Source organism: Streptantibioticus ferralitis, assembly GCF_029223525.1.
Classification (GTDB): domain Bacteria; phylum Actinomycetota; class Actinomycetes; order Streptomycetales; family Streptomycetaceae; genus Streptantibioticus_A; species Streptantibioticus_A ferralitis.
Genome location: NZ_JARHTQ010000017.1, coordinates 148,517 through 175,464 on the forward strand (window position 1 = coordinate 148,517; position 26,948 = coordinate 175,464).

Genomic DNA, 26,948 nt, shown 5'->3' on the forward strand with positions numbered 1-26,948 from the left:
TCATGACGATCGAGGAGGTGCGGGTGGTGGCCATGCCTGCGATCGAGCGCCCTGGCCCTGGCGAAGACGAGCTGCTTGCAGCCTTCTTCAACGTCGACCTCTCGTTGCCCGAGGGCTACCGCGCCGAGCTGATCGAGGGGGAAATCGTCGTGAGCCCGCCGCCCGACGGAGACCACGAGGACGCGATTGGCCGCCTGTTGCGGCAGGTCGCCCGCCAATCGACCGCGGAGTTGTACGGCGTCGGTACCAAGGGGATCGTGACGCCGCTCGGCCACTTCATCCCTGACGCGACGATCGGCCCGGTGGGGCTGTTCCGCGGCATGGAGTCGTGGTCCGAGCCCGATGGCATCGTGATGACCGTCGAGGTGACCTCGACCCACCCGAACAGAGATCGGGACCAGAAGCGCCGGGGATACGCCGCTGCTGGCATCCCGTTCTACCTGCTGGTTGACCGGAGCAAGGGCGAGGTCACGCTCTTCAGCGATCCGGGTGATGGGGATTACCGGCAGGACGCCCGGGTCCCGTTTGGCAAGCCCCTGGACCTCCCCACTCCCTTCGGCTTCACCCTCGACACCTCCATCTTCACCTGACATCCAGCGTCAACCGCGGCTTAGGCCCATCCGTCCGCCCCGTCGGCGGGCGCCGGGAGCCCGCCTGATACGGCAGCGGCCACTGCGCACCCGCCCCCGTGTATCCCTGTTCCGCCGCCGCGTGCAGCGTCCAGTTGGGGTCGTACAGATGCGGTCGGGCGAGCGCGCACAGATCCGTACGCCCCGCCAGGATCAGGGAGTTGACGTCGTCCCAGGAGGAGATGGCGCCGACCGCGATGACCGGGACGCCCAACTGGTTGCGGATGCGGTCGGCGTACGGGGTCTGGTACGAGCGGCCGAAGGCCGGGCGTTCGTCGGGGACGACCTGGCCGGTCGAGACGTCGATGGCGTCGGCGCCGTGTTCGGCGAAGGCGCGCGCGATCTCCACGGCGTCATCGGCGGTGGTGCCGCCGTCGGCCCAGTCGGTGGCCGAGATCCGTACCGTCATCGGGCGCTCCGCGGGCCACACCTCCCGTACGGCGTCGAAGACCTCCAGGGGGTAGCGCAGCCGCCCGGTCAGGTCGCCGCCGTAGCGGTCGGTGCGCTGGTTGGTGAGCGGGGAGAGGAAACCGGACAGCAAGTAGCCGTGGGCGCAGTGGAGTTCGAGCAGGTCGAAGCCCGCGCGGGCGCCGCGCACCGCAGCGGACCTGAACTGCTCGCGGATTTCGGCGAGTCCGCCCGGGTCCAGTGCGTGCGGCACCTGGTTCACCCCCGGCCGGTAGGGCAGTGCGGAGGCCGCGGTCAGTGGCCAGTTGCCGTCCGGCAGCGGCTGGTCGATGCCCTCCCACATCAGCCGGGTCGAGCCCTTGCGGCCGCTGTGTCCGAGTTGCAGGCCGATGGCCGCGGAGGACTGACCGTGTGCGAAGTCGACGACGCGCCGCCAGGCCACCTCGTGCTGGTCCGTGTAGAGCCCGGCGCAGCCCGGTGTGATTCGCCCCTGCGGACTGACGCAGACCATCTCGGTCATCACGAGGCCCGCCCCGCCCAGCGCTCGCGCGCCCAGATGGACCAGATGGAAGTCGCCTGGGATGCCGTCGGTGGACGAGTACATGTCCATGGGTGAGACGACCACCCGGTTGCGCAGCGTGAGCCCGCCCAACCGGAGCGGGGTGAACATCGGCGGGATACCCGGATCGGTACCGAACTCGGTCTCGACCGTGGCGGTGAAGGCGGGGTCGCGCAACCGGAGGTTGTCATGGGTGACGCGGCGGCTGCGGGTGAGCAGGTTGAAGGCGAACTGACGCTTCGGCTGGTCGACGTACTGGGCCAGTTCCTCGAACCACTCCAGGCTGGCGAGCGCCGCACGCTGGGTGCTTTCCACCACGGCGCGGCGCTCGGTCTCGTAGTGCGCCAACGCCGTGTCCAGATCGCCGTGTTCACGCAGATTGGCGGCGAGGGCGAGGGCGTCCTCCATGGCGAGTTTGGTGCCGGAGCCGATGGAGAAGTGCGCGGTGTGCGCGGCATCGCCGAGCAGCACCACCCGCCCCGCGCGCCAACTTCCGTTGACGACGGTGGTGAAGGCGGTCCACCGGGAGCGGTTGGAGCGCAGCCGGTGCCCGTCGAGCAGGTCGGCGAAGACCTTCTCGCAGACGGCGATCGAGCCTTCCTCGTCCAGTTGGTCGAGGCCGGCGCGCCGCCAGACCTCCTCGCGCATTTCCACGATGAAGGTGCTGCGATCCGCGCTATAGGGGTAACCGTGTGCCTGCATCAGGCCGTGTGGGGTCTCGGCGATCTCGAAGCGGAACGCGTCCAGGACCAGATCGGTGGCCAGCCAGATGTAGCGGCAGCGGTGTGTGGTCGGGCTGGGCCGGAACACCTCCCGGTACCCGGCCCTGGTCGCGCTGTTCACCCCGTCCGCCGCGATCACCAGATCGTGGTCGCGGGTCAGGACGGCCGCGTCCGGGGCGGGTTCGGCGAATCGCAGCCGTACGCCGAGGTCCCGGCAGCGGTCGTGCAGAACGGCGAGCAGACGGCGTCTGCCGAGCGCGGCGAAGCCATGGCCGCCGGAGCGGATGACGGTACCGCGGTGGGACACGTCGATCGCGTCCCAGCGGACGAACTCATCGCGCAGCGCCCGGAAGACAACGGGATCGGCGTGTTCGATTCCGCCGAGGGTCTCATCGGAGAGGACGACACCGAAACCGAAGGTGTCGTCCGGTGCGTTGCGTTCCCAGACGGTGATCTCGCGTGCCGGGTCCAGCCGTTTGAGCAGGGCGGCGGCATACAGGCCACCGGGGCCCGCGCCGATCACCGCGATCCGCAGCGGGGGCGTCGCGTGGCTGGCGGCCGCCACCGCTACCGCCCCTCCCACTTCGGCGGCCGCTTGCCGGTGAACGCGGCGTGGAACTCGGCGTAGTCGGCGCTGGTCATCAGCAACGCCTGGGCGGCCGCGTCCATTTCGACGGCCGCGCCCAGCGGCATGTCCAGTTCGGCGGTGAGCAGTGCCTTGGTCTGGCGGTAGGCGAGGGCGGGGCCGTCCGCGAGCCTGCGGGCGAGGGCGGCGGCGGACCGCCCGGCCTCGCCGTCCTCGGCCAACTCGCTGACCAGCCCGATCCGTTCGGCCTCGGCGGCGTACACCGGCTCGCCGAGCATCAGCAGTCGGGTGGCATGGCCGAGCCCGACCACCCGGGGCAGCAGATAGGCGGCGCCCATGTCGGCTCCGGCCAGGCCGACCTTGGTGAAGAGGAAGGCGAACCGTGCCGAGCGCTCCACCACCCGGAAGTCGGACGCCAGCGCCAGCACCGCCCCCGCGCCGGCGGCGACCCCGTGCACGGCCGCGATCACCGGGAACGGGCACTCGCGCAGCGCCCGCACGACCTGGCCGGTCATCCGGTTGAAGTCCAGCAGTTCACCGACGCCCATCGCCAGGGTGGCGCCGATGATCTCGTCCACATCGCCGCCGGAGCAGAACCCGCGCCCCTCCCCGCCGAGCACCAGGACTCGTGTCCGGCCGTCCTGGGCGAGTTCGGCCAGCAGGTCGCGCAGATCGGCGTAGGCGCCGAAGGTGAGCGCGTTGAGCCGGTCGGGACGGTCGAGGGTGACGGTGGTGACGCCCCCGGCTCGCTCCAGCCTCAGGTGGCGCCACTCCTCGGTGATCGTCGCTGAGCCACGCATCGGGCTCATGGCACGGCCTCCTTCGCTGTGGGAGGGCGGACGGACGCTCGCAACGTCGAAGCTATCACCGCTTTGTGACTGCCGTCATGAGTACGGCATAAAGTTCGCCCGGCTATCCGGACCCGGCCGGCCGGAAGCGGCGTCGGCCGTACGCGACGTACACCAGCGCCCCCACGACCAGGTAGCCCGCGAACCGCAGCCAGGTCGTGCCGCCGAGTCCGTAGACCAGACACAGGCGGAAGCCGACCCCGAGCAGCGGGACTGACGCGGTCAACTCCCCCATCGTCGCGTAGGCGTAGGAGTACGAGCTGCCGGAGACCGGGATGGCGCCGCCCCGCTCCGCGAAGGAGAACGCGGTGAACACACAGGTGATCGCCGCGAGGGCGAACGAGATGACGATCGCGGGCCCGGCCTTTGGCATGGTGTCGGACAGCACGACGAAGATGCCGGTGCCGACGATCGCGCCCACGCCGAAGCACACCGGCTGGAACAGGCCTGCGCCGCAGCCCGTGCCCCTCCAGGTAGGCGCCGGATTCGGCGACCAGCAGATCGGGCGACTTGCTACGGAGCATGGACAGATCGTGGCGAATCGCGGCACTCGCCGCGATTCACGACATCCGTCTGGCCGCCCGGTCAGCCGAGCGTGGCCACCAGTACCGCCTTGATGGTGTGCATCCGGTTCTCCGCCTGGTCGAAGACCACCGAGTGCGCGGACTCGAAGACCTCGTCGGAGACCTCGAGCGAGCTCAGTCCGTACTGCTCGTGGATCTCCCGGCCGACCGCCGTGCCCAGGTCATGGAAGGCGGGCAGGCAGTGCATGAACTTCACCTGCGGATTCCCGGTGGCTCGCAGCACGTCCATGGTCACCGCGTAGGGACCGAGCAGCGCTATCCGCTCGTCCCACATCTCCTTGGGCTCACCCATCGACACCCAGACGTCGGTGTGCACGTAGTCGACGCCGCGCACCCCGTCCGCCACGTCCTCGGTCAGGGTGACCCGGCCGCCGGTCCGCTCGGCGAGGCGGCGGGCCGCGGCGATCACGGATTCGCCCGGCCAGAGGATCTTCGGCCCGACGATGCGCACGTCCATGCCGAGCAGCGCTCCCGTTATCAGCAGCGAGTTGCCCATGTTGTAGCGGGCGTCGCCGAGATAGGCGTAGGCGATCTCGGAGAGCGGCTTGTCGGTGTGCTCGGTCATGGTGAGCACATCGGCGAGCATCTGCGTGGGATGCCACTCGTCGGTGAGCCCGTTCCAGACCGGTACGCCCGCGTGGGCCGCGAGTTCCTCGATGATCTCCTGGGCATGGCCCCGGTACTCGATGCCGTCGAACATCCGCCCAAGCACCCGGGCGGTGTCCTTGACCGACTCCTTGTGACCGATCTGCGAGCTCGCCGGGTCGAGGTAGGTGGTCCTCGCCCCCTGGTCGGCGGCGGCGATCTCGAACGAGCAGCGGGTACGGGTCGAGGTCTTCTCGAAGATGAGCGCGATGTTCCGGCCGCGCAGCCGCTGCTCCTCGGTGCCCGCCCGCTTGGCGGCCTTCAGCTGGGCCGCCAGTTCCACCAGGTGGCGGAACTCCTCGGCCGAGAAGTCCAACTCCTTGAGGAAGTGGCGGCCCGTGAGGTCGATGGCCATGGCGGATGCTCCTAGATGGGGCGACAGAGATGCCGGAAGTGTATACGACGATGCGCATCCTTATGCGGACGGTACGCGCGTCGCCCACCGGCATCATCGCCCCGCGCCTGTCGTGCGGGCTAGACCGGGTCCCGCTCGATCGGGCAGCTCATACAGCGCGGGCCGCCTCTGCCGCGGCCGAGCTCGCTGCCCGGGATGGTGATCACCTCAATGCCGTGCTTGCGCAGGTAGGTGTTGGTGGTGGAGTTGCGCTCGTAGGCGACGACCACCCCCGGCTCGATGGCCAGCACGTTGCAGCCGTCGTCCCACTGCTCGCGCTGGGCCGCGTGCACGTCCTGGGTTGCCGTCAGCACCCGGATGTCGTCCAGGCCGAGCGCCGCGGCGATCGCCCGGTGCATGTGCTCCGGCGGATGGTCGGTGACCTTCAGCTCCCCCTCGCTCGCCCCGGGTTCGATGGTGTACGAGCGCAGCATGCCCAGGCCCGCGTACTTGCTGAAGGTGTCGCCGTCGACCATCGTCATCACCGTGTCGAGATGCATGAACGCGCGTCTCTTGGGCATGTCGAGGGCCACGATCGTCTTGGCGGAGCCCGCCGCGAACAGCCCGCGCGCCAGCATCTCCACCGCCTGCGGTGTGGTGCGCTCGCTCATCCCGATCAGCACCGCCCCGTTGCCGATCACCAGCACGTCCCCGCCCTCGATCGTCGACGGATAGGCCTCCTGTCCGGCCGACCAGACATGGAACAGGCCGCCCGCGAACATCGGGTGGTAGCGGTAGATCGCCTCGAAGTGCACCGTCTCGCGCCAACGGGCCGGCCAGCGCATGGCGTTGATGCTCACCCCGTCGTACACCCACGCCGAGGTGTCCCTGGTGAAGATGTGGTTGGGGAGCGGGGCGAGCAGGAAGTCGTCCGGCTCCATGACGTGGAAGCGCACCGAGGTGGGTTCGGCGTGCCGCTCCAGGAACTCGCGCTTGGTCATCCCCCCGACCAGCGCCTCCACCAGATCCGGTGCGGGCAGTTCGGCGAAGGCCGCCCGCAGGTGGTCGGTGGCCAGCGGTCCGAACTCCTTCTCGTCGAAGACCCGGTCAAGGATCAGTCGGCGCGCCTCGGGCACCTGCAGCGTCTCGCGCAGCAGATCGCCGAAGAGGTACACCTCCACACCGCGGTCCCGCAGTATGTCCGCGAAACCGTCGTGCTCGGCACGCGCCCTTCGTACCCAGAGCACATCGTCGAAGAGCAGCGCGTCCTTGTTCGTCGGCGTGAGCCGCTTCAGCTCCAGATCCGGGCGGTGCAGGATGACGCGGCGCAGCCGCCCGGCCTCGGAATCCACATGGAAGCCCATGGAGGAAGACCTTCCCACGCCGGGCGGCCGCACCCCACCCCGCACGCGGCGACCTTCTGCCCGCCCGGGGGACGGGAACCGCCCGGGGCGGCGCCGCTACAGCCGCGGATCGACCGGTTCCGACTCCAGCGCGAGCACCGCGAAGACCGCCTCGTGCACCCGCCACAGCGGTTCACCCGTGGCCAGCCGGTCCAGTGCCTCCAGGCCGAGCGCGTACTCACGCAGGGCCAGCGAGCGCTTGTGACCGAGCGACCGCGAGCGCAGCCGGGCCAGGTTGCCGGGCCGGGTGTACTCGGGACCGTAGATGATCCGCAGGTACTCGCGGCCACGGCACTTGATGCCCGGCTGCACCAGGCCCTTCGGACCGCGTACGGAGGCCTGGAGCGGCTTGACCACCATGCCCTCGCCGCCCTCTGCGGTCAGGTCCAGCCACCACCGGATGCCCGCGTCGAGCGACGCCTCGTCCTCGGTGTCGACGATGAGTCGGCGGGTGCGGGCGAGCAGCCCGGTGCCGTCGTGGTCGACCAGCCGGTCGATCAGGGCCAGCTGCTCGTCGTGCGGAAGCGCGGCGAGGCTGCGGCCCTCGACAGCCAGCAGCTGGAAGGGGGCGAACCGCACCCCGTCCAGGTCCACGGTCGGCCAGCAGTAGCGGCGGTACGCCTCGGTGAACGCACTGGCGTCCGCGGCGCGCTCCCGCTGGCGGGCGAGCAACTCCTCGACGTCGACGCCGCGCGCCGCCGCGTCTCCCAGGGCGGCCAGCGCACCGGGGAAGACCGCCCGGGACGCGGCGCCCACCGCCGCGTACTGCCTGCGCAGCAGCCCGGACGCCTTCAGCGACCAGGGCAGCAGCTCGGCGTCCAGCAGGAGCCAGTCGCTGCCCAGTTCGTCCCACAGGCCCGCGGCCTCGACGCTGCCGCGCAGCCGGCCCAGCAGCCGCTCGGTCATCGCCGGGTCGTCGAAGAACGGTCGGCCGGTACGGGTGTAGAGCGCACCGGTCTCGTCACCGCCGGTGCCGAAGCGCTTGCGTGCCGTCTCGGCGTCGCGGCACACCAGGGCCACGGCGCGCGAGCCCATGTGCTTTTCCTCGCACACCACCTGGCGGACGCCGTCCGCGCGATAGGCGGCGAAGGCTTCCGCCGGATGCTCCAGGTAGCCGTCGCGCTCCGACGTGGCGCAGGGGGCCATGGTCGGCGGCAGGTAGGCCAGCAGCCGGGGATCGATGGCGAAACGGCTCATGACCTCGAGCGCCGCCGCCGCGTTCTCCGCACGCACCGCGACCCGGCCGTGGTGGGCGGTCTCGACCACCCGCCGCCCGCTGACGTCGGCCAGGTCGAGCGGGCGGCCGTCATGACCGCCCGGGGCCTCGCCGGCCAGCGGCCTGACCGGCTCGTACCAGACCCGCTCGGCGGGCACGTCGACCAGCTCGCGCTCCGGCCAGCGCAGCGCGGTCAGCTTGCCGCCGAAGACGCACGCGGTGTCCAGGCAGATGGTGTTGTTGAGCCAGGAGGCATGCGGAACGGGTGTGTGTCCGTAGACGACCGTGGCGCGGCCGTGGTACTCCTCGGCCCACGGATAGCGGACCGGCAGGCCGTACTCATCGGTCTCCCCGGTGGTGTCGCCGTACAGGGCGAACGAGCGGACCCGGCCCGAGGTGCGGCCGTGGTACTTCTCGGGCAGACCTGCGTGGCAGACGACCAGGCCGCCGCCGTCCAGCACGTAGTGGCTGACCAGCGAGCCGATGAACTCCTGTGCCCGTGCGGTGAATCCGGGCTCCTCCTGGTGCACCGCCGCCAACTGCTCGATGGTCTCGGCGAGACCGTGACTGTGCTTCACCTGCCGTCCCTTGAGATGGCGCCCGAGCTTGTTCTCGTGGTTTCCGGACACGCACAGTGCGTCACCGTCGGCCACCATGCCCATCACCAGGCGGAGCACACCGGGGCTGTCCGGGCCGCGGTCCACCAGGTCGCCGACGAAGACCGCGGTGCGCCCCTTCGGATGCGCGGCGCCGACCGGCCGACCCGCCTCGTCGTACCGCGGCTCGTAGCCGAGGCGGACCAGCAGGGCCACCAACTCCGCGCGGCAGCCGTGGACATCGCCGATGATGTCGAACGGGCCGGTCAGATGACGCAGATCGTTGAACCGCCGCTCCAGCTCGACCTCGGCCGCCGCGACCTCCTCGGCTCCGCGCAGGATGTGCACCTTGCGGAAGCCCTCCCGCTCCAATGACCGCAGCGAACGGCGCAGTTCACGCTGCTGGCGGGCGATCACATGGCGCGGCAGATCCGCGCGGTCCCGGCGGGTGGCGTTGCGCTCGGCGCACACCGCTTCGGGGACGTCGAGCACGATCGCGATGGGCAGCACATCGTGCTCGCGGGCGAGCCGGACCAGCTGCCCCCGGCTCTCCGACTGGACGTTGGTCGCGTCGACCACCGTCAGCCGTCCGGCGGCGAGCCGCTTGCCCACGATGTAGTGCAGTACGTCGAACGCGTCCGAGCTGGCGCTCTGGTCGTTCTCGTCGTCGCTGACCAGGCCGCGGCAGAAGTCCGAGGAGATGACCTCGGTGGGCTTGAAGTGGCGCCGGGCGAAAGTGGACTTGCCGGAGCCGGTGGAGCCGACCAGTACCACCAGGGACAGGTCGGTGACGGCCAGTGTCCTGCCCTCCCGTCGCCCGCCACCGTCGAACGGGGCGCTTCGCACCGTTGTCATGCTGCCACCCCCTCGCTTGCGTCGGACCTGCTGAACACGGCCATCTGGGTCGGCGGGCCGACCTCGGGATCGTCGTCACCGACCGCGCTGAACTCCACGCCGTAGCCGCGCCGTTCGGCGACGCCTTGCGCCCAGTGGCGGAACTGCGCGCGGGTCCACTCGAAGCGGTGGTCCCCGTGCCGCATCCGGCCCGCGGGCAGCGTCTCCCAGCGCACGTTGTACTCGGCGTTCGGCGTGGTGACGATGACGCTCGCGGGCCGGGCGGCGCCGAACACCGCGTACTCCAGGGCTGGCAGCCTTGGCAGGTCGAGGTGTTCGATGACCTCGCTGAGGACCGCCGCGTCGTACCCCTTGAGCCGGGTGTCGGTGTACGTCAGCGAGCCCTGGATCAGCCGCACCCGGTCGGACTGCCGCTCCGGCATGCGCTCCAGGCGCAGTCGTCGCGCGGCCGCGGTCAGTGCCCGTACCGACACATCGACACCGACGACCTCGGTGATCCGCGCGTCCTTGAGCAGCTCGCCCACCAACTGGCCCTGGCCGCAGCCGAGATCGAGGATCCGGCCGGCAGCCGCGGCGCGCAGCGCGCCGAGGATGGCCTCCCGTCGGCGTACGGCGAGCGGTACCGGCCGCTCCTCGGTGTCGGCCGTCTCGTCGACCGCGTTGTCGATCTCCTCGGCCTCGCTGTCGTCGGCGGCGGCGAGGCGGGCCAGTTCCAAGCGCTCCATGGCCTGCCGGGTCAGCGACCAACGGCGTGACAGATAGCGGGAGGTGATCAGCTTCTGCTCGGGGTGGCCGGCCAGCCAGCCGTCACCGGCGCGCAGCAGCTTGTCCACCTCGTCGGACGCGATCCAGTAGTGCTTGGCGTCATCCAGCACCGGAAGCAGCACATACAGGTGGCGCAGGGCGTCCGAGAGCCGAAGCCGCCCCTCCAGCGTCAATGCCACGTACCGCGAGTCACCCCACTCGGGGAACCGTTCGTCCAGTGCGCGGGGTTCCGCGGTCACGGTCCAGCCGAGCGGCTCGAACAACGCGCGCACCACGGCCGCACCGCCCTTGGCCGGCAGCGCGGGTATCCCGACACACAGCGGCAGGGGCTCGGCCGCACGCTCCGGCCTGGTACGGCACACGCCCTTCATCGCGGTGGAGAACACGGCGCTCAACGCCACGGCGAGCAGCGAGGACGCCGCGTACGGGCGATCGTTGACGTAACCGGCCAGCGCCATGTCGGACGGGCCACCGCGCCCCTTGCCCTTTCCACGGCGGACCAGCGCCACCGGGTCGACCTCAAGCAGCAGTGCCGCTGTGCAGCGCCGCTCCGACGCCTCGGGGTAGAAGACATGGGCGGTGCCGTGCGAGGTGGCGAAGGACTGGGCCTTTTCGGGGTGCTTGTGCAGCAGGAACCCGAGGTCGGTGGCCGGGTACTCCGCACTGCCGGTGGTCGATATCGTCAGGAACACCCGCCCGAGTATTGCCCGGTTCGGCCCTTGTCACCAGCGGATTTTCACCGGCTGGCAGCGTCCCCCGGGGATTGCAGGGCGGCCGCGATCCGGGCGATGCCCGGTGGCCCGACCCGGCAGCATCCGCCGATCAGCCGGGCTCCGGCTGACTGCCAGTCACGCACCATGGTCGGAACCTCGAAAGGTTCGTCGCGCCAGGTGCGGGTCTCGGCGTCCCACTCTCCGCTGTTCGGGTAGGCCACCACCGGCTTCCCGGTGGTGGCGTGCGCGAGGGCCACCGCCCGGCCGGTGTCCCGGGCGCTGGAACAGTTGACGCCCACCGCGATCACTTCGGGGACACCGGCGGCGAGCGCGAACGCCTCCGCCAGCGGTTGCCCGGCGCAGGTGCGGTCCCCGCGGATGCTGTACGACAGCCAGACCGGCAGCCCGATGCCGTCGACCGCCCGCAGCAGCGCCTCCGCCTCGTCGGTGTCCGGGACGGTCTCCAGCGCGAGCACATCGGGCCCGGCCTCGGCCAGCGCCGCTATCCGAGGGCGGTGGAAGCGCTGCAACTCCGCTACGGACAGCCCGTACCGGCCGGTGTACTCACTGCCGTCGGCGAGCATCGCGCCGTACGGGCCGACGGAGGCGGCCACCCACACACCGGGCAGTTCCCGCGCCGCCCGCCGGGCGAGTTCCACACTGCGGCGCAACAGGGCCGAGGTCTCGTCCCGGGACAGCCCGCGCCGGGCGAAGCCCTGGTAAGTGGCCTGGTAGCTGGCGGTGGTGAGCACCCGCGCGCCCGCCCGCAGGTACGCCGCGTGGGCCGCTTCGATCTGGCCGGGGGCGTCGGAGAGCAGCCTGGCGGTCCACAACTCGTCGGACAGGTCGCAGCCCTGGTCCTGGAGTTGGTTGGACAGGCCGCCGTCGAGGACGACCGGCCCTTCGGCGAGAGCGGTGGCGAGCGGGGTGGTCGGGGCGGGCAACACGGATGCTCCTTGCGGGTGTTCGGCTGGGGCGCCGCGCGTCAGCCGAGCTGCGGCTGTACGCGGGAGGCGATCAGCTCCAGGTGGTCCAGGTCGTGCAGGTCGAGGATCTGCAGGTAGACGCGGGACGAGCCGGCTTCGCGGTAGCGGTTGATCTTGTCGACGACCTCGTCGGGCGAACCGGCGAGGCCGTTGGCCTTGAGCTCGTCGATGTCCCGGCCGATGACGGCGGCGCGACGGGCGACCTCGGCATCGTCTTTGCCGACACAGGCGACCAGGGCGTTGGAGTACACGAGGTCGTCCGGCTTGCGGCCGTGCGCCTCGACGGCCTCGCGGACCCGGCCGAACTGCCGCTCGGTGTCCTCGATCGAGGCGAACGGGATGTTGAACTCATCGGCGAACCGGGCGGCGAGCCGCGGGGTGCGCTTGGCGCCGTGGCCGCCGATGATCACCGGGACCTTGTCCTGCGCGGGCTTGGGCAGTGCGGGTGAGTCCTTGAGCTGGTAGTAGGGGCCGTTGAAATCGAAGGTCTGACCAACCGGCGTGGACCACAGCCCGGTGATGACGGCGAGCTGCTCCTCAAGGCGGGCGAACTTCTCCTTGGGGAACGGAATGCCGTACGCGGTGTGCTCCTCCTCGTACCAGCCCGCGCCGAGGCCGAGTTCGACCCGGCCGCCGGACATCTGGTCGACCTGCGCGACCTGAATCGCGAGCACGCCGGGCAGCCGGAACGTGCCCGCGGTCATCAGCGTGCCGAGCCGAATGCGCTTGGTCTCACGGGCAAGCCCGGCGAGGGTGATCCAGGCGTCCGTGGGGCCGGGCAGACCGTCGGCCGACCCCATCCGCAGATAGTGGTCGGAGCGAAAGAAGGCGTCGTAGCCCAGCTCCTCGGTGGCCTTGGCCACCGAGAGAAGCGTGTCGTAGGAGGCCCCCTGCTGGGGCTCGGTGAAAATGCGTAGATCCATACCTCCATCCTGCACCGGGCACGGCCGCGGTGCGGCGCTCTAGCGGGCGGGGCGGGCCAGGGACAACGCGAACCGGCCTTGCGGGTCGGTCCACCAGCGCACCAGTTCCATCCCGGCGACGGCCAGTTCGGACCGCACCCCCGCTTCGCGGAACTTCGCCGACACCTCGGTGCGCAGTTCCTCACCCGCCGCGAAGTCGACCTTGAGGTCAAGTGCCGGAATCTTGACGGTGAGCGGCCGACGGGCGCGCAGCCGCATCTCTATCCACTCCTGCTCGCGATCCCACAGCGCCACATGGTCGAAGTCGGACGCGTCGACTTCGGCGCCGAGTTCACGGTGCAGCACGGTGAGCACGTTCTTGTTGAACTCGGCGGTGACTCCGGCGGCGTCGTCGTAGGCGGCGACCAGTACGCGTTCGTCCTTGACCAGATCGGTGCCGAGCAGCAGCGCGTCGTCCGGACCGAGCGCGGTGCGCACGGTCCTGAGGAACGCGGCGCGCTCGGCGGGCAGCAGATTGCCGATCGTGCCGCCGAGGAACGCCAGCAATCGCGGCCCCGCGCAGTCCGGGAGGTTGAGTCCGGCCTGGAAGTCGGCCACCAGGGCGTGCACGGACAGCCCGGGGTAGTCAGCGAGCAGCGCCCGGCCCGCCTGTTCCAGGGCGGACTCGCTGACGTCGATGGGAACGTACGCGGCCAAGGTGCCGTGGGCACGCAGTGCGCCGATCAGCAGCCGGGTCTTCTCCGAGGAACCCGAGCCCAGCTCCACCAGGGTCCGGGCGCCGGTGGCGGCGGCGATCTCGGGGGCGACGCGGTCGAGGATGGCGCGCTCGGCGCGGGTCGGGTAGTACTCGGGGAGCCGGGTGATCTCCTCGAACAGTTCGCTGCCGCGGGCGTCGTAGAACCACTTGGGCGGCAGCCACTTGGGGTTGGCGGTCAGCCCAACGGCGGCATCGGCGCGCAGCGCCGCGATGGTGGCGTCCACCGGCAGCTGCCTGGTCAGGGTGAAGGCGCTCATACGGGCGGCTCCTTGAGGAGGGCGGTCTCGATCCGGTCCCGCGTCGCCAGCAGCAGCGTGCGGTCGGGGACCTCGATCCAGCCGGGTTCGTCGTCGTACGGTTCGGAGGCGACAGCGACGGAGCGGCCGGGGTCCAGCCGGTGCCACAGGGAGTCGCCCCAGGCGGTGGCGGCGATGGAGCTGCCGTCGGTGAGCAGGAAGTTCAGTCGCGCTTCGGTGCGGGCCGCGACATCGGTGACCGTCTCCGCGAGGGCGTCGCCGAGGGCGTAGCCCGCACGCAACCGGTGCAGGATCAGCGCCCACAGCAGTGCGGCGTCGCAGCGTGCCTCGATGCCGAGCAGTTCCTCGGCGGACAGGTCCGCGGCCAGGTCGGCGACGGAACCCGGCCAGCCGGGCACCGCGCCGTTGTGGCTGAACAGCCAGCTGCCCTCGCCGTAGGGCGCGGTGGCGGACTCGTCCGGCGCCGAGCCGTCGGTGGTGTCCCGCACGGCGGCCAGTAGCGCCCCGGTGCGCACGACGCGGGCGAGATCGGTGAACGACGGGTCGGCCCAGATCGGCCCGGCCTTGCGGTAGCGGGCCGGAACGGGGTCGCCCGGGGCGTACCAGCCGACGCCGAAGCCATCCGCGTTGACCGTGCCGTTGCGCTGTCTGCGCGGTGCCCAGGACTGCCGGTACAGCGAGTGCGGCGGCTCGGTCAGGATCCGGCCCAGCGGGACGTCGGGGCCCAGGTAGGCGATGTGGCGGCACATCAGGCGACCTCGGCGGGGTCGGCGTCGCGCGCGGTGCGGAAGCCGGCGAATATCTGCCGCCGGATGGGATAGTCCCAGTTGCGGAAGGTGCCGCGGCAGGCGACCTGGTCCACGGCGAACGATCCACCGCGCAGCACCTTGTACTCGGGGCCGAAGAAGACTTCCGAGTACTCGCGGTAGGGGAAGGCGCGGAACCCCGGGTACGGCAGGAAGTCGCTCGACGTCCACTCCCACACGTCGCCGATCAGTTGCCGGATGCCGTGCGGCGAGGCGCCCTCGGGGTAACTGCCCGCGGGTGCGGGGCGCAGGTGCCGCTGGCCGAGGTTGGCGTGTGCCGGGGTGGGGTCGTGGTCGCCCCATGGGTAGCGGAGTGACCGGTCGGTGGCCGGGTCATGGCGCGCGGCCTTCTCCCACTCGGCCTCGGTGGGCAGTCGGCGGCCCGCCCAGCGCGCGTAGGCGTCCGCCTCGTACCAACTCACGTGCAGCACCGGCTCGTCGACCGGCACCGGCTCGACCACACCGAAGCTGCGGCGCAGCCACTGACCGCCCTCGTGCGTCCAGAACAGCGGTGCTTCCATGGTGTGTTCGCGCACCATGGCCCAGCCCTTCGGATCCCACCAGCGCGGATCGCCGTAGCCGCCGTCGTCGATGAATCGCAGATAGTCGCCGCAGGTGACGGGGGTGGTGTCAAGGAAGAACGGCGCGACGTCCACGCGGTGCGCGGGCCGTTCGTTGTCCAGGGCCCATGGCTCGGTGTCGGTGCCCATGGTGAACGGGCCGCCGGGGACCAGGACTTCGGTCGGCAGCACAAGTGCGTCAGCGGGGGCTGGGCCGGGCGGTGGCGCGGTGAGCGCGGCGGGTCCCTTGCGCAACTGGTGGGTGATGAGCATCGTCTCGTCATGCTGCTGCTCATGCTGGGCGATCATGCCGAAGGCGAAGCCCGCGTCGAGCAGCGCGGTGCCGCGCATCCGGGTGGTGTCCAGCAGGTCGAGGACCCGTCCGCGGACCTCGGCGGCATAGCCGCGGGCGTCGGTGGGCGACAGCAGCGGAAGGCTCGGGCGGGCGGCCCGGGGGTGTTCGAAGGCGTCGTAGACCGGGTCGACCTCCGGGCGCATCGCCTCGCGCCCGCCGACGGCCCGCAGCAGCCACTGCTCCTCCTGGTTGGCGATGTGCGCCAGGTCCCACACAAGTGGCGACATCAGCGGTGAGTGCTGGGTGATCAGGTCGTGGTCGTCGACGCAGGTGGTAAGGGTGCTGGTGCGGGCACGCGCGGTGTCGAGCACCCGCGCGACCCGCTCCCTCAGGAGTGCGGGGTCGGCGCCCTCGGCGGTATCGGAGTGCTGAGCCGTCACGATCGGCCGTCCTTTCCGATCAGCGGGGCGGTGCGGGCGGTGGGCCGCTGCCCCTGTGTCACGTGGTCAAGCAGGTCGTCGGCGGGACATCGGCCCCGTGCGACATAGCGCTCGGTGAAGGCGTCCACGGCGGTCCGGATCGCCGCCGAGGCCCCCAGCCTGGGCAGGGCCTCGCGCGCCGCGGCGAAGCATTCCTCGGCGGCACTGTGCAGGGCCGGGTCGGTCAGGCCGTGGCGGGCGGCTCGCCGCCACAGGGGGTTGCCGGGGGCGCGTTCGTAGGGCCGCAGGTCCAGCGCGCCCACCGCGCGGTGTGCCGCCGCTGCCGCCAGCGGGTCGTCCAGCAGCGCGGCGGTGACCGCCAGCGGGACGATCCAGCCGTCCTCGCCGGGCTGCGCGTCGATCATGCGCAGCTCCAGGTGGCCATGCGGTCTGACCGGCGGAAAGAGGGTGGTCAGGTGGTAGTCGAGATCATCGGGGGTGGGCGGACGCGGCGCCCTGAGACGGCCGCCGTCGCGTATCCAGTCGCGGAAGGACAGCTTCTCGGGCACGGCCCACGATCCGCCGTCCTGCCGTATGCACAGCACGGGGGCGTCGAGCGCGTACGCGGCCCAGGCGTCGCGGGGGTCGGCGGCATCGGCCGGAGCCATGGTGCGGGGCGGGTCGAGCGCCGCCCAGACCGCCTGCCTGGTACATCGGATCCCGGTCGGGCGTCCGCGGCTGAACGGCGAATTGGCGAACGATGCGACCAGGACGGGCCCGATCAGATGGGCCAGCCGCCAGCGGGCCGCATAGCCGTCGGGGCCCGGCCCTGCCGTACCGGCGTCCAGGCAGACCTGGACGGACGCTGTGTTGCACATCATGGAGCGGCCGACCGGGCTCGCCCGGTCGAAGTACTCCTCCATGGCGGTGTAGCGCGGCAGCCGCAGCAGCCGCCGCGGTCTTCGCCAGGGCTCGTGCCCGTATCCGACGAGGCGTAGGTGGTGGCGGCGCAGTTCTTCCCGTACCGCTGCCAGATCCTCCGTCATGGTTTCCACGCACTCGGTGAGCGAGTCCGCGGGCGGGGAGCTGAGTTCGAGTTGGCCACCCGGCTCCTGGGTGAGCGCGGAGTGCAGCGGGAGTCGTCTCAGGTCGGTCAGAGCGGCGCGCAGTCGTGCCTGGCCGACCGCGCGCAGGGGGTCGAGGTCGTCGTGGACCAGCCATTCCAGTTCGACGCCCGTGCTCCGGGGTGGGCCGTTCTTGAAGCAGATGCCGTGCGCTCGGGCCGCTGCCTCGGTCTCGCTGATCGGACGGTCACTTGTCATCGCGGGGACCCCTTGTCGACGGTCGCTGTCGGACAACCACTCCACTGCATCACGTTCGCGCGCAAACCGCATGCGCTTTACGAACACATGTTCACACGCTGACCACTCCTTTCGCCTGTCTGCCCACCGGCGGCCCGGTCAATCCCCGATCGCGAACATCGACTTCCGGCTGCCACCGGAGGGTGAACATCCGCCAACTCCGCGCGGGCCAGGGTGCGTTGGCAGTGACCACCCGCCTCCGTGGTCGTTCGCTCGGGCGCAGCCCGGCCGCCGGGCCCGCCCGGGCCGCGGCCCGCCGCGGTCAGTAATACCGCCCGCCCGCTCGGGAGGGCCAGGCCCCGAGGACGCCACGTTGTCCCAGGAGGCCGCCCCCGACCAGAGCCCCACGGCCGAGGCGGAGACCAGCCGGAGCGCCGACACCGGCGCGGACACGGCGCCGCCCAAGGGGCTGCTCCAGCAGATGGAGGAACTCCTCGCCGCCGTGAGTGCGGACCTCGCCTGGCTCGACGCGGACCTGCGGTCGTCCGCCGACCCGGACTCCCCCGCACCGTCGGACATCGGCGGCGCCTCCTCCTGAGTCCGGCCGCCCTGAGCACGCCCCCCGGAGATCACCCTGAGCGCGGCCCCCGGAGTCCGTCGCCCCACACCGCGCCCCCGTCGCGGGGCTCACGGCGGCGCCTCCTCGGGGTCGTCCGGGCGCAGCGCCTCGTACCGGCGGAGCAGCGCGCGGACGCGGTCCTTGGAGTCGTCCGTGGCGTCAAGCGCCTCGATGCACTGCCAGTAGACGCGCTCGTCCTCCGTCGCGCAGGCGATCGCCGCGAGGGCGGCGCCCGTCTCCGCCAGTATCGCCAGCAGCTGCCGTAAGACGGCTGTCGGATCACGCACCCCGGTCAGGCGGGCCGCGCGTACCGCGTTCGACCGCGCTCCGGGAGGCTGAGCCGCGTCCCGGGCGCGATCTCCCGCCAGACAGAGCGCGCGGGCGGCGTCCCGTGACGCGGGGTCACCACGCACCGCGAGATAGCCGCCGATGGCCTGTGCCAGGCCCTGTGCCTGCCAGGCCTCGGCGATGACCGCCGCCACCTCTGTGGCCTGCGTCAGAGCATGCCGGGTCGCCGCGATGAGCCGTGCCGCGTCCATCGTCTTCTCCCCTCCGTGGTCCGGTTCCGTCGACCGGGCAACACTCAGCGTGACCGCTGGCGCTCAACACGGAAAGCGGGGTGGTGAATTCGGTGGACAAGCCGCCCGATGTGGATAACTCGCCCACCGGAACGGGTGAGTTACGGCTTCGGGAAGCGCTCCTCGTTCCGATCGATCTTCGCCGACAGCGCTGCCAGCGGATCGATCCCCAGCGCCTCACAGAACTGCAGCAGATATGCCAGCACGTCAGCGACCTCGTCCTCGACCCGGTGCGCGGTGTCCGCGTCGGCCATGACGCGCGACGATTCCTCCGGCGTGAGCCACTGGAAGATTTCCAGCAGCTCCGCCGATTCGACGCTCAGCGCCGCCGCCAGGTTCTTGGGCGTGTGGTAGGGCTCCCAATGGCGCGCCGCCGCGAAGTCGGCCAACCTGCGCCGCAGCCCCTGCAGTTCTTCACTCACCCCCCAGGTCTACCGCATGGCCGTCCGCGGCGCGGCCGCACCCCTGCGCCGCACCCCGCTGCTGCGGCACCCGCGCCGCGGCGTCGGCTCGGCCCGTCCGGGCGCCGCGCCGCAGTCTGATCACCGAGACCAACTCCGCGTCCTCGAACGGGTCCGCGTCGTACACCGTCCCCAGGAGTCGCACATGCCCCCGGCGTGCGGCACGCGCCGCCAGCGAGAGGAGTTCGGTGGTCTGGCGGCGGTCCAGGCCGCTGTCCAGACCGTCGGCCAGCACCGTCATGGCGCGCAACGCGGGCGGGACTTCGGCGCTTTGGTCCATCTCCAGCACGCCAGGGCCGGTCAGCAGGACCAACGCCAGCGCCAGGAAGCGCAGTTCGCTGTCGCCCAGGCGGTCCAGGGGTGTCGTGCCCAGCGGTCCGCGGTCCACGGCGGCCAGCACCCTCTCGTGGCCCGCTTCCCGCAACGCCTGGCGGGCGACCACCAGACCGTCGACCGGCCCCTCGCAGGCCACCCGGGCGGCGCCCACCAGGGCGGCGTGCCGGGTGCGGCACTCGTCCTGGGTGCGGTACAGCACGGCGGACAGGTTGTCGCACCCGCTGCGCAACAGCCCGTCGCCCAGCCGGGCGGGCTCCCGCATCCGCCACGGCTGCGGATCGACGGGGAAGACCGCGCGGAGCGCGATGACCACCTGTTCCGCGGCGGCCAGCACCAGCCGCTGCCCGTCCGTCGTACCGGCGACGCGCAGCGGCAGCAGGGCGGTGGCCAGCCGGTCGTCGGGCAGTGGCGCACGGGTGACCTGGACGAGGCCGGCGGTGTGCCAGGCGGCCTGGACGGCGCGCCGCGCCGGGTCCCGCAGCGCCGTCGTCAGCAGGGTCCGGCCCGCCCCGGTGAGACGCTCGCCGACGATGCGGGGTTCCGGCTCGGTCTGCACCGCCACATCAAGCCGTACCGTCCCGACCGGGCCGTCGACCGAGCAGCCGATGCGGAAGCCGCGCCGCCGCTGGGTGTCCGGCCGGGTGCTCTGCGGCGCGCAGGCGGGAGCGCCGCCGCGCACCACCCCGTCGAAGACACCCCCTAGCTCGTCGCCGGCTGCCAGCCGCGCCAGGATCGACAGCGCCTCCAGGCTGCTGGACTTTCCGCTACCGCCGCCTCCCGCGATCAACGTGAGAGGGCCGAGCGGGAAGTGGGTGTCGCGGTGTGACTTGAAGGCGGCCAGCCGCAGTTCGGAAACGGTGGGCCGTGCGCTGCTGGGGTTCATGATCGCCGAACGTAGGCCACACCCCCGCGCGCCGAACCGTTCCGCCCCGGGTCCAGTCCTCCGAAAGGACTACCGTGAGGCCGTGACGAGATACGTGGCCCTGCTGCGCGGCATCAACCTCGGTTCGCGGAACCGCCTGGCGATGCGCACCCTGCGCGAGCTGATCGCCGCCATGGGCGGGAAGGACGTCAAGACGCTGCTGCAGAGCGGCAATGCGGTCTTCGAGCACGTCGAGGCCGACCCCGCCCGGCTCGCCGGGGAGCTGGAATCGCGCATCGCCGAGGAGACCGGGCTGACGGTGCCATGTGTGATCCGCACCGGCGCGGACATCCAGCGGGTGGTCGAGCGAAATCCGTTCGCCAAGGAGTTGTCGGGCGCGATCGCCGGGGTGCCGGTCGACCCGGCCAGGCTCGTCGTGACGTTCCTTTCCGGGCCACTCGACGCGTCGAAGCTCTCGGAACCAGACCCGGAACGGTACGCTCCGGACCAATTCCGGCAAGGAGAGAGTGAGTTGTATGTTCATTGCCCGAACGGCATCAGTGACAGCCGTCTCGTCCGCGATCTCACTACGGCACGTCTCGGCGTGACCGGCACCGCCCGCAACTGGAACACCGTTACCAAACTCGCTGCATTGACCAGCGACTAGCCCGGAAAGCCGGACGATCACACGGAGATGATGTTCGGGCGGCCCACGACCGGGTACGGGACTGAGCTCCGCCCGAGATCTGTCAGGATGCCTTTTTGATCTCCGGTTTGATGTCGGGTTTGATGTCGGGCTTGACCCCCGGTTTGATGCCGGATTCGATGTCCGGCTCGATGGCCGGTTTGCTACCGGAGAGCGAGTTCGGGATTTTGACCTCGGGTCGGTCGCGGATCACCTACTCGCCGCACGGGTTCAAGATCCTCGTGTCACACGGGTGCAACATCCGTGTCATACACGGGTACAACATTCCTGTGGGCCGCACCCGCTCCACCCGCCCCGTCCTCTTCCCCCCCACCCCGAGGAGGCGCCCCGCCATGTTGCAGGGCATCGATGTCAGCTCCTACCAACCCAGCGATTACTCCACCACGGGACTTTCCTTCGTCTTCATCAAGATCACTGAAGGCCTGGGTTACGTCAATCCGAAGTGGGTCGCCCAGCGCACCACCGCCCGACATGCTGGCCTGGTGACCGGCTTCTACCACTATCCGCACATCGCCAACTCCCCAACGGCGGAAGCGGACCACTTCCTCGCCCAAATCAACCTGGTTGCGGGCGACATCATCTGCCTCGACTGGGAATGGTACGGGCAAAACATTTCGGCCGACCGAGCCCGCGCGTACAAGGACGCCTGGGTCGGGCACGTCCGGTCGAAGGCGAAAGGTCACCGCGTCGTCGTCTACTGCGATCGGACCAACTGGCTGACCGTGGACACCGATTCCAACTGCGGAGACGGCCTGTGGATCGCCGACTACACGAACGCCGGACATCCGCGCATCAAGCACCACTGGACCTTCCACCAGTACACCAGCACCCCGCTGGACAAGGATGTCGCCAACTTCTCCAGCCTCGCGGCGCTGCGCTCCTGGGCGGGGGTGCCGCACCACCTGACGGCCGAAGCCGAGGCTCCTCAGGCTCCGGCCTCTGAGGCATCGTCAGGCTGAGAACATCGTCAGGCCGAGCCCTCGCGGACCGGCTCCAAAATCGCCACGCACTCCACGTGATGCGTCATCGGGAACAGGTCGAAAGCGCGCAGTGAGACCGGGCGGTAGCCCTCTGCCGCGAAGTAGGAAAGGTCGCGGGCGAGGGCTGCGGGGTCGCAGGCCACGTAGGCGATGCGGCGGGGGCCGAGCGACGCGAGATGGCGCACCGTGGGCTTGCCTACGCCCGCGCGTGGCGGGTCGAGAACGATGAGGTCGGTCTCGGAGATGCCGGTACGCGGCAGGACCTGTTCGACCTTGCCGAGTTCGATGCGCACCCGGTCGAGGTCGTCGAGGTTGTGCCGGGCGTCCTCCACCGCGCGCTTGTTGGACTCGATGGCGAGCACGGCGCCGCGGTCTCCGAGCCGCTCCCGCAGCGCGCCCGCGAACAGGCCGACACCGCAGTACAGGTCGAGTGCCGTCTCCCCCTTGCGCGGCTTCAGCCCGTCGAGCACCGCGCCGACCAGGATCTCCGCGGCCTGCGGGTGGACCTGCCAGAAACCGCCGGAGCCGACCCGCCAGGTGCGGCCGATCGCGCGTTCCCGTACGAACCCGCGGCCGTGCACCCGGTGGACGCCGCCCTGCTCGTCCACTCGCATCACGGACACCGGGCGGTCGAGTTCCACGATCGGCAGCCGCTCGCCGGGGGCCGGGGTGACGATCACCTGGCGGTCCGAGGAACCGGTCGCGGAGATGGCCTCGACGGCGGCGACTCCGGGCCATTCACGGGACTCGATGCCGAGTTCGCTGACGCCCGGTGCGGCGATCAGGCAGTGGTCCACCGGCTCGACCTCGTGCGAGCGGTGGCGGCGCAGCCCGGCCCGGCCCTCGGCGTCCACCGTGTACTGGACGCGGGTGCGCCACGCCGGGACCTGGCCCTTGGCCACCTTGTCGCCTGGCGCGGGCTCGACGGTGCCGTCCCAGCCCGCATCGGCGGGGGACAGCCCGGCGAGCCTGTCGAGTTGCTCGCTGATGACGGCGACCTTCAGCCGCCGCTGGGCGCCGGGCGCCGCGTGCTGCCAGTCGCAGCCGCCGCAGCGGCCGGGGCCGGAGAACGGGCAGGGCGCCTCGACCCGGTCGTTCGACGCGCGCACCACCTCGACCGCGTCGGCCCGCAGGAACCGCGAGTCCTCGCCGCCCTCGGTGACCTGGGCGATGACTCGCTCGCCGGGCAGCGTGTGCCGTACGAACAGCACCCGGCCCTCATGGCGGGCGATGCAGTGGCCGCCGTGCGCGACCGGGCCGACCTCGACCTCGTAGCGCTCACCGACCAGCGAGCCCCCTGCCGTGCTGTCCTGGTCCTTCGTACGGTTCGTACGGGTGCGGTTGTTCACGGTGCGGGGGCTCCTGAGCAAAGTCACAAGGCGGCGGGCGGCGCTGTTGCGGGGGTGGTGGACAGCCCCTCAGTCTACGTCCCGGTTCACTCGCCACTCACCGGTTGCCTCACCTCGCCGGGCTGCCGTGGCGCGGCCACCTGCCCGCGACGTACCGAACCGGGGGCGGACCAGTCGCGCCGCTTGCGCAACCGGTTCTTCGCACGCTCGCTGGAGTCGAGCTGCCACGGTACGGAGGTGACCATCACGCCCGGCGTGAACAGCAGCCTCCCCTTGAGGCGCAGCGCGCTCTGGTTGTGCAGCAGGTGCTCGTACCAGCGGCCGACGACGTACTCGGGGATGTAGACGCTGACCACGTCGCACGGGCTGGTGCGGCGCAGGCCGCGCACGTACTCGATGATCGGACGCGTTATCTCGCGGTACGGCGAGTCCAGCACCTTCAGCGGGATGTCGATGCCGCGCGCCTCCCACTCGGACCGCAGGGCCTCGGTGTCGGCGGGGTCGACGTTGATGCTGAGCGCCTCGACGGCGTCGGAGCGGAACAGCTTGGCGTAGGACAGCGCGCGCAGCGTCGGCTTGTGCAGCTTGGAGACCAGGACGATGGAGTGCACACGGGACGGCGCCACCACCTCCTCGGCCGGCTCCTCGGCGATCGACAGTTCCTCCGACACCGAGTCGTAGTGCCGCCGGATGCCGGTCATCAGCAGGTAGAACATGGCCATGCCGAGGACCGCGACCCATGCGCCGTGGGTGAACTTGGTCAGCAGCACGATGACCAGCACCAGTCCGGTCAGGAAGGCGCCGAAGGTGTTGATCGCCCGGGAGCGGACCATGTGGCGGCGCTTCGCCGGGTCGGTCTCGGTGGCCAGGTGGCGGTTCCAGTGCCGGACCATGCCGGTCTGGCTGAGGGTGAACGAGACGAAGACGCCGACGATGTACAGCTGCAGCAGCCGGTTGGAGTCCGCTCCGTACAGGTAGACCAGCAGGCCCGCGAACAGGGCCAGCACCACGATGCCGTTGCTGAACGCGAGGCGGTCGCCGCGGGTGTGCAGCTGGCGCGGGAGGTAGCGGTCCTGCGCGAGGATCGAGCCGAGCACCGGGAAGCCGTTGTACGCGGTGTTCGCGGCGAGGAACAGCACCAGCGCGGTGACGGCGGACAGGAAGACGAACGGGATCGAGCCGTTGCCGAACACGGCCGCGGCGACCTGGGTGATCACCGGGTTCTGGGTGAATCCGGCGCCGACCGGATGACCTCCGCGCAACAGGTCGGTCGCCGGGTTCTCCGCCATCCGTACGTGGGTGTAGAGCGCCAGCGTGATGATGCCGACGAACATCACGACCGCCAGGCCGCCCATCAGCGCCAGCGTCGCGGCGGCGTTCCTGCTCTTGGGCTTGCGGAAGGCGGGCACACCGTTGCTGATCGCCTCGACGCCGGTGAGCGCGGCGCAGCCGGAGGAGAAGGCGCGCAGCAGCAGGAAGATCATCGCGAGTCCGGCGATGCCGTGGACCTCGGTGTGGATGGCGAGGTCGGCGGTGGGCGCCTTCATGTGCGCACCGAAGAACAGCGCCCGGACCGCACCCCAGATGATCATGAGGCAGACGCCGCCCACGAAGGCGTACGTCGGGACGGCGAAGATGGTGCCGGACTCGCGGACCCCGCGCAGGTTCATCAGGGTCAGCAGGGCGATCACCGCGATCGCGCACAGCACCTTGTGCTCTGTGACGAACGGCACCGCGGAGCCCAGGTTCTCGATGCCCGAGGAGATCGAGACGGCCACGGTCATCACGTAGTCGACGAGCAGTGCGCTGGCGACGACCAGACCGGACCTGGGGCCCAGGTTGGTGGTGGCCACCTCGTAGTCGCCGCCGCCGCTCGGATACGCGTGCACGTTCTGCCGGTACGAGGCGACGACCGTGAACATCAGCACCACGATGGCGACGGTGATCCACGGGCTGAGGTGGTAGGCAGACACGCCCGCCATGGACAGGACGATCAGCACTTCGCCGGGCGCGTACGCCACGGAGGAGAGCGGGTCGGAGGCGAAGACCGGCAGGGCGATGCGCTTGGGGAGCAGGGTCTCGCCCAGTCTGTCGCTGCGCAGCGCCCGGCCGATCAAGATCCGTTTTGGCAGGTCGGTCAGTTTGGACACCCGAGGATGTTAAGGGTTCGTCAAGATTGTTCGGCAACTCCCACCCCCCTGCGCACTCACGGAACGCTTCCGAGCTGCGGGCGACCTCCCCGCGATGGTCGCGCGTGTGTAGCTTTGGCCCCGGTCTGAGACGCTGGGATGGTCTCGGACGAGATGAACACGGCCGGAAGGACAGGCGTGCACGTCGTAATCATGGGCTGCGGGCGAGTGGGATCCACGCTCGCCCAGACCCTCGAACAGCAGGGTCATACGGTCGCGGTGGTCGACCAGGACCCGACGGCGTTCCGCCGTCTCGGGTCCGGGTTCGCCGGGCGCCGGGTGACCGGGGTCGGCTTCGACCAGGACACCTTGCGCGAGGCGGGGATCGAGGAGGCCGGGGCGTTCGCCGCGGTCAGCAGCGGCGACAACTCCAACATCATCGCCGCCCGTGTCGCCCGCGAGATGTTCGGTGTCGAGAACGTCGCCGCCCGCATCTACGACCCCCGACGCGCCGAGGTCTACCAGCGGCTGGGCATTCCGACGGTCGCCACCGTGCGGTGGACCGCGGACCAGATGCTGCGCCGTCTGCTGCCGTCCGGCGCGGAGCCGCTGTGGCGTGACCCCAGCGGCGGGGTGCAGCTGGCGGAGGTTCCCACCTCCGCCAAGTGGGTGGGGCAGCGCATCAGCAAGCTCCAGGAGGAGACCGGGGTGCGGGTGGCGTTCCTCACCCGACTGGGCGAGGCGATGCTGCCGACCGCGTCCACGGTGTTGCAGGAAGGCGACCTGGTGCACGTGATGATGCGCACCGACGAGGTCGAGAAGGTCGAGGCGGCGTTCGCCGAGGGGCCCGAGGAGAGTCGTTCATGAGGGTCGCGATCGCCGGAGCCGGCGCGGTGGGGCGTTCCATCGCCGGAGAGCTCCTGGAGAACGGGCACGAAGTGCTGCTCGTGGACAAGAACCCGTCGTCCATCTCGGTGGAGCGGGTACCGCAGGCCGAGTGGCTGCTGGCCGACGCCTGCGAGATCACCTCGCTGGACGAGGCGGCGTTGCAGCGCTGCAACGTGGTCATCGCGGCGACCGGTGACGACAAGGTCAACCTGGTGGTCTCGCTGCTGGCCAAGACCGAGTACGGGGTGCCGCGGGTCGTCGCCCGGGTCAACAACCCCAAGAACGAGTGGCTGTTCAACGAGTCGTGGGGGGTGGACGTCGCCGTGTCCACGCCGCGTCTGATGTCGGCGCTCGTCGAGGAGGCGGTGAGCGTCGGCGACCTGGTGCGCCTGATGCGCTTCAGCCAGGGCGACGCCAACCTCGTGGAGCTCACCCTGCCGCCGGACGCCGCGCTGGTCGGCACCCGGGTCGGCGACGTCGACTGGCCCACCGACACCTCGCTGGTGACGATCATCCGCGGCCACCGGGTGCTCACCCCCGCCAAGGACGACGCGCTGGAGGCCGGTGACGAGCTGCTGTTCGTGGCCGCGCAGGACCGCGAGGAGCAGTTGGAGCAGCTGCTGTCGGTGTCCCGCGAGGACACCGTGAGCTGAGCAGTCAGCCTGTACGGCGTGGGGGCCCGAAGACCCGGGGGTGCTGGGGCCCCCCCCGGTACGCGGGTGGCGGGCGGCGGCCCGCGCGTTGGGGCCGCCGGGGCGGCCCCGGCCGCCCCCACCGGCCTCACACCACAAGGCGGGGGGCGCGGGGGCCGGCCGTAGCAAGGGAGTATTCACCCGAGCGCGAGAGGGCGGGGGGCGCGCCCGGGCGTGACCC

The 26,948-nt window shown here is 70.9% G+C and carries 25 protein-coding genes and 1 pseudogene; 6 read left to right on the plus strand and 20 right to left on the minus strand.

Annotated features, from left to right (window positions below):
• Nucleotides 1–32: 32 nt before the first annotated feature.
• The gene (locus P2L57_RS24370) at nt 33–590 is read left to right on the plus strand and encodes a Uma2 family endonuclease (protein ID WP_372515896.1); all 558 of its coding nucleotides are present in this window, start codon (nt 33–35) and stop codon (nt 588–590) included.
• Here the strand turns inward: P2L57_RS24370 and P2L57_RS24375 are convergent.
• From P2L57_RS24375 to egtA, 14 genes and pseudogenes are all read right to left on the minus strand, one after another.
• Entirely contained in the window at nt 583–2,901 is a 2,319-nt protein-coding gene (locus P2L57_RS24375) for a bifunctional salicylyl-CoA 5-hydroxylase/oxidoreductase (protein WP_275818064.1), read from the minus strand. The genes P2L57_RS24370 and P2L57_RS24375 overlap by 8 nt on opposite strands.
• Nucleotides 2,886–3,713, minus strand: coding sequence for an enoyl-CoA hydratase family protein (locus P2L57_RS24380; RefSeq protein ID WP_275818066.1), 828 nt, complete (start codon nt 3,711–3,713; stop codon nt 2,886–2,888). The genes P2L57_RS24375 and P2L57_RS24380 overlap by 16 nt, the downstream gene beginning before the upstream one ends.
• A 103-nt stretch (nt 3,714–3,816) precedes the next feature.
• On the minus strand, nt 3,817–3,939 hold the full coding sequence (locus P2L57_RS40850) for an amino acid permease C-terminal domain-containing protein (RefSeq protein ID WP_275818124.1): 123 nt from the start codon (nt 3,937–3,939) through the stop codon (nt 3,817–3,819).
• Nucleotides 3,919–4,276: pseudogene (locus P2L57_RS24390) on the minus strand (amino acid permease); the annotation flags it as partial. The pseudogene P2L57_RS24390 and the gene P2L57_RS40850, both read right to left, overlap by 21 nt.
• Nucleotides 4,277–4,337: 61 nt before the next feature.
• A complete protein-coding gene (gene argF, locus P2L57_RS24395; protein WP_275818068.1) occupies nt 4,338–5,336 on the minus strand; it encodes an ornithine carbamoyltransferase in 999 nt (332 codons plus the stop codon).
• A gap of 119 nt (nt 5,337–5,455) precedes the next feature.
• Nucleotides 5,456–6,679: an arginine deiminase gene (locus P2L57_RS24400; protein WP_275818070.1), complete on the minus strand. Its 1,224-nt coding sequence runs from the start codon at nt 6,677–6,679 to the stop codon at nt 5,456–5,458.
• Between the two features lie 96 nt (nt 6,680–6,775).
• Nucleotides 6,776–9,385, minus strand: a complete 2,610-nt coding sequence (locus P2L57_RS24405) for a polynucleotide kinase-phosphatase (protein ID WP_275818072.1) — start codon at nt 9,383–9,385, stop codon at nt 6,776–6,778.
• On the minus strand, nt 9,382–10,842 hold the full coding sequence (locus P2L57_RS24410) for a 3' terminal RNA ribose 2'-O-methyltransferase Hen1 (protein ID WP_275818075.1): 1,461 nt from the start codon (nt 10,840–10,842) through the stop codon (nt 9,382–9,384). The genes P2L57_RS24405 and P2L57_RS24410 overlap by 4 nt, the downstream gene beginning before the upstream one ends.
• 44 nt (nt 10,843–10,886) lie before the next feature.
• Complete coding sequence (gene mmuM / locus P2L57_RS24415; protein WP_275818126.1) at nt 10,887–11,807, minus strand: homocysteine S-methyltransferase; 921 nt, start codon at nt 11,805–11,807, stop codon at nt 10,887–10,889.
• A gap of 41 nt (nt 11,808–11,848) precedes the next feature.
• The gene (locus P2L57_RS24420; protein ID WP_275818077.1) at nt 11,849–12,772 is read right to left on the minus strand and encodes an LLM class F420-dependent oxidoreductase; all 924 of its coding nucleotides are present in this window, start codon (nt 12,770–12,772) and stop codon (nt 11,849–11,851) included.
• A 39-nt stretch (nt 12,773–12,811) separates the two neighbouring features.
• Nucleotides 12,812–13,786, minus strand: coding sequence for an L-histidine N(alpha)-methyltransferase (gene egtD, locus P2L57_RS24425; RefSeq protein ID WP_275818079.1), 975 nt, complete (start codon nt 13,784–13,786; stop codon nt 12,812–12,814).
• Nucleotides 13,783–14,535 (minus strand): ergothioneine biosynthesis protein EgtC, encoded by a 753-nt coding sequence (gene egtC, locus P2L57_RS24430; RefSeq protein ID WP_275818081.1) that lies wholly within the window; start codon nt 14,533–14,535, stop codon nt 13,783–13,785. Before egtC ends, egtD begins: the two co-directional genes overlap by 4 nt.
• Complete coding sequence (egtB, locus tag P2L57_RS24435; RefSeq protein WP_372515891.1) at nt 14,535–15,887, minus strand: ergothioneine biosynthesis protein EgtB; 1,353 nt, start codon at nt 15,885–15,887, stop codon at nt 14,535–14,537. The genes egtC and egtB overlap by 1 nt, the downstream gene beginning before the upstream one ends.
• Nucleotides 15,884–17,188, minus strand: a complete 1,305-nt coding sequence (gene egtA / locus P2L57_RS24440; protein ID WP_275818083.1) for an ergothioneine biosynthesis glutamate--cysteine ligase EgtA — start codon at nt 17,186–17,188, stop codon at nt 15,884–15,886. Before egtA ends, egtB begins: the two co-directional genes overlap by 4 nt.
• A 352-nt stretch (nt 17,189–17,540) precedes the next feature.
• Between egtA and P2L57_RS24445 the strand changes: the two genes are divergently transcribed.
• A complete protein-coding gene (locus P2L57_RS24445) occupies nt 17,541–17,765 on the plus strand; it encodes a hypothetical protein (RefSeq protein ID WP_275818130.1) in 225 nt (74 codons plus the stop codon).
• Nucleotides 17,766–17,854: 89 nt separating this feature from the next.
• On the opposite strand, the gene P2L57_RS24450 is transcribed toward P2L57_RS24445, so the two are convergent.
• The 3 genes from P2L57_RS24450 to P2L57_RS24460 form a co-directional block, all read right to left on the minus strand.
• Complete coding sequence (locus P2L57_RS24450) at nt 17,855–18,325, minus strand: DUF6099 family protein (protein WP_275818085.1); 471 nt, start codon at nt 18,323–18,325, stop codon at nt 17,855–17,857.
• 140 nt (nt 18,326–18,465) lie between these two features.
• Nucleotides 18,466–18,786, minus strand: a complete 321-nt coding sequence (locus tag P2L57_RS24455; RefSeq protein WP_275818087.1) for a nucleotide pyrophosphohydrolase — start codon at nt 18,784–18,786, stop codon at nt 18,466–18,468.
• The gene (locus P2L57_RS24460) at nt 18,779–20,044 is read right to left on the minus strand and encodes an AAA family ATPase (protein WP_275818089.1); all 1,266 of its coding nucleotides are present in this window, start codon (nt 20,042–20,044) and stop codon (nt 18,779–18,781) included. Before P2L57_RS24460 ends, P2L57_RS24455 begins: the two co-directional genes overlap by 8 nt.
• 94 nt (nt 20,045–20,138) lie before the next feature.
• On the opposite strand from P2L57_RS24460, the gene P2L57_RS24465 reads away from it, so the two are divergent.
• Nucleotides 20,139–20,690, plus strand: a complete 552-nt coding sequence (locus tag P2L57_RS24465; protein ID WP_275818091.1) for a DUF1697 domain-containing protein — start codon at nt 20,139–20,141, stop codon at nt 20,688–20,690.
• Between the two features lie 82 nt (nt 20,691–20,772).
• Here P2L57_RS24465 and P2L57_RS24470 read toward each other — a convergent pair whose 3' ends face one another.
• The gene (locus P2L57_RS24470) at nt 20,773–20,922 is read right to left on the minus strand and encodes a hypothetical protein (protein WP_275818093.1); all 150 of its coding nucleotides are present in this window, start codon (nt 20,920–20,922) and stop codon (nt 20,773–20,775) included.
• 139 nt (nt 20,923–21,061) lie between these two features.
• On the opposite strand from P2L57_RS24470, the gene P2L57_RS24475 reads away from it, so the two are divergent.
• Nucleotides 21,062–21,688 carry a glycoside hydrolase family 25 protein gene (locus P2L57_RS24475; RefSeq protein WP_275818095.1) on the plus strand — a complete coding sequence of 209 codons (627 nt, stop codon included), beginning with the start codon at nt 21,062–21,064 and terminating at the stop codon, nt 21,686–21,688.
• An 8-nt stretch (nt 21,689–21,696) separates the two neighbouring features.
• On the opposite strand, the gene P2L57_RS24480 is transcribed toward P2L57_RS24475, so the two are convergent.
• Together P2L57_RS24480 and P2L57_RS24485 are read right to left on the minus strand one after the other, a co-directional pair.
• Entirely contained in the window at nt 21,697–23,058 is a 1,362-nt protein-coding gene (locus P2L57_RS24480; RefSeq protein WP_275818097.1) for a class I SAM-dependent RNA methyltransferase, read from the minus strand.
• An 86-nt stretch (nt 23,059–23,144) separates the two neighbouring features.
• Nucleotides 23,145–25,208 (minus strand): APC family permease, encoded by a 2,064-nt coding sequence (locus P2L57_RS24485; RefSeq protein ID WP_275818099.1) that lies wholly within the window; start codon nt 25,206–25,208, stop codon nt 23,145–23,147.
• A gap of 177 nt (nt 25,209–25,385) precedes the next feature.
• Here P2L57_RS24485 and P2L57_RS24490 point away from each other — a divergent pair, with 177 nt between their 5' ends.
• Both P2L57_RS24490 and P2L57_RS24495 read left to right on the plus strand, forming a co-directional pair.
• Nucleotides 25,386–26,054: a potassium channel family protein gene (locus tag P2L57_RS24490; protein WP_275818101.1), complete on the plus strand. Its 669-nt coding sequence runs from the start codon at nt 25,386–25,388 to the stop codon at nt 26,052–26,054.
• The gene (locus P2L57_RS24495) at nt 26,051–26,728 is read left to right on the plus strand and encodes a potassium channel family protein (RefSeq protein WP_275818103.1); all 678 of its coding nucleotides are present in this window, start codon (nt 26,051–26,053) and stop codon (nt 26,726–26,728) included. The genes P2L57_RS24490 and P2L57_RS24495 overlap by 4 nt, the downstream gene beginning before the upstream one ends.
• Nucleotides 26,729–26,948 lie beyond the last annotated feature (220 nt).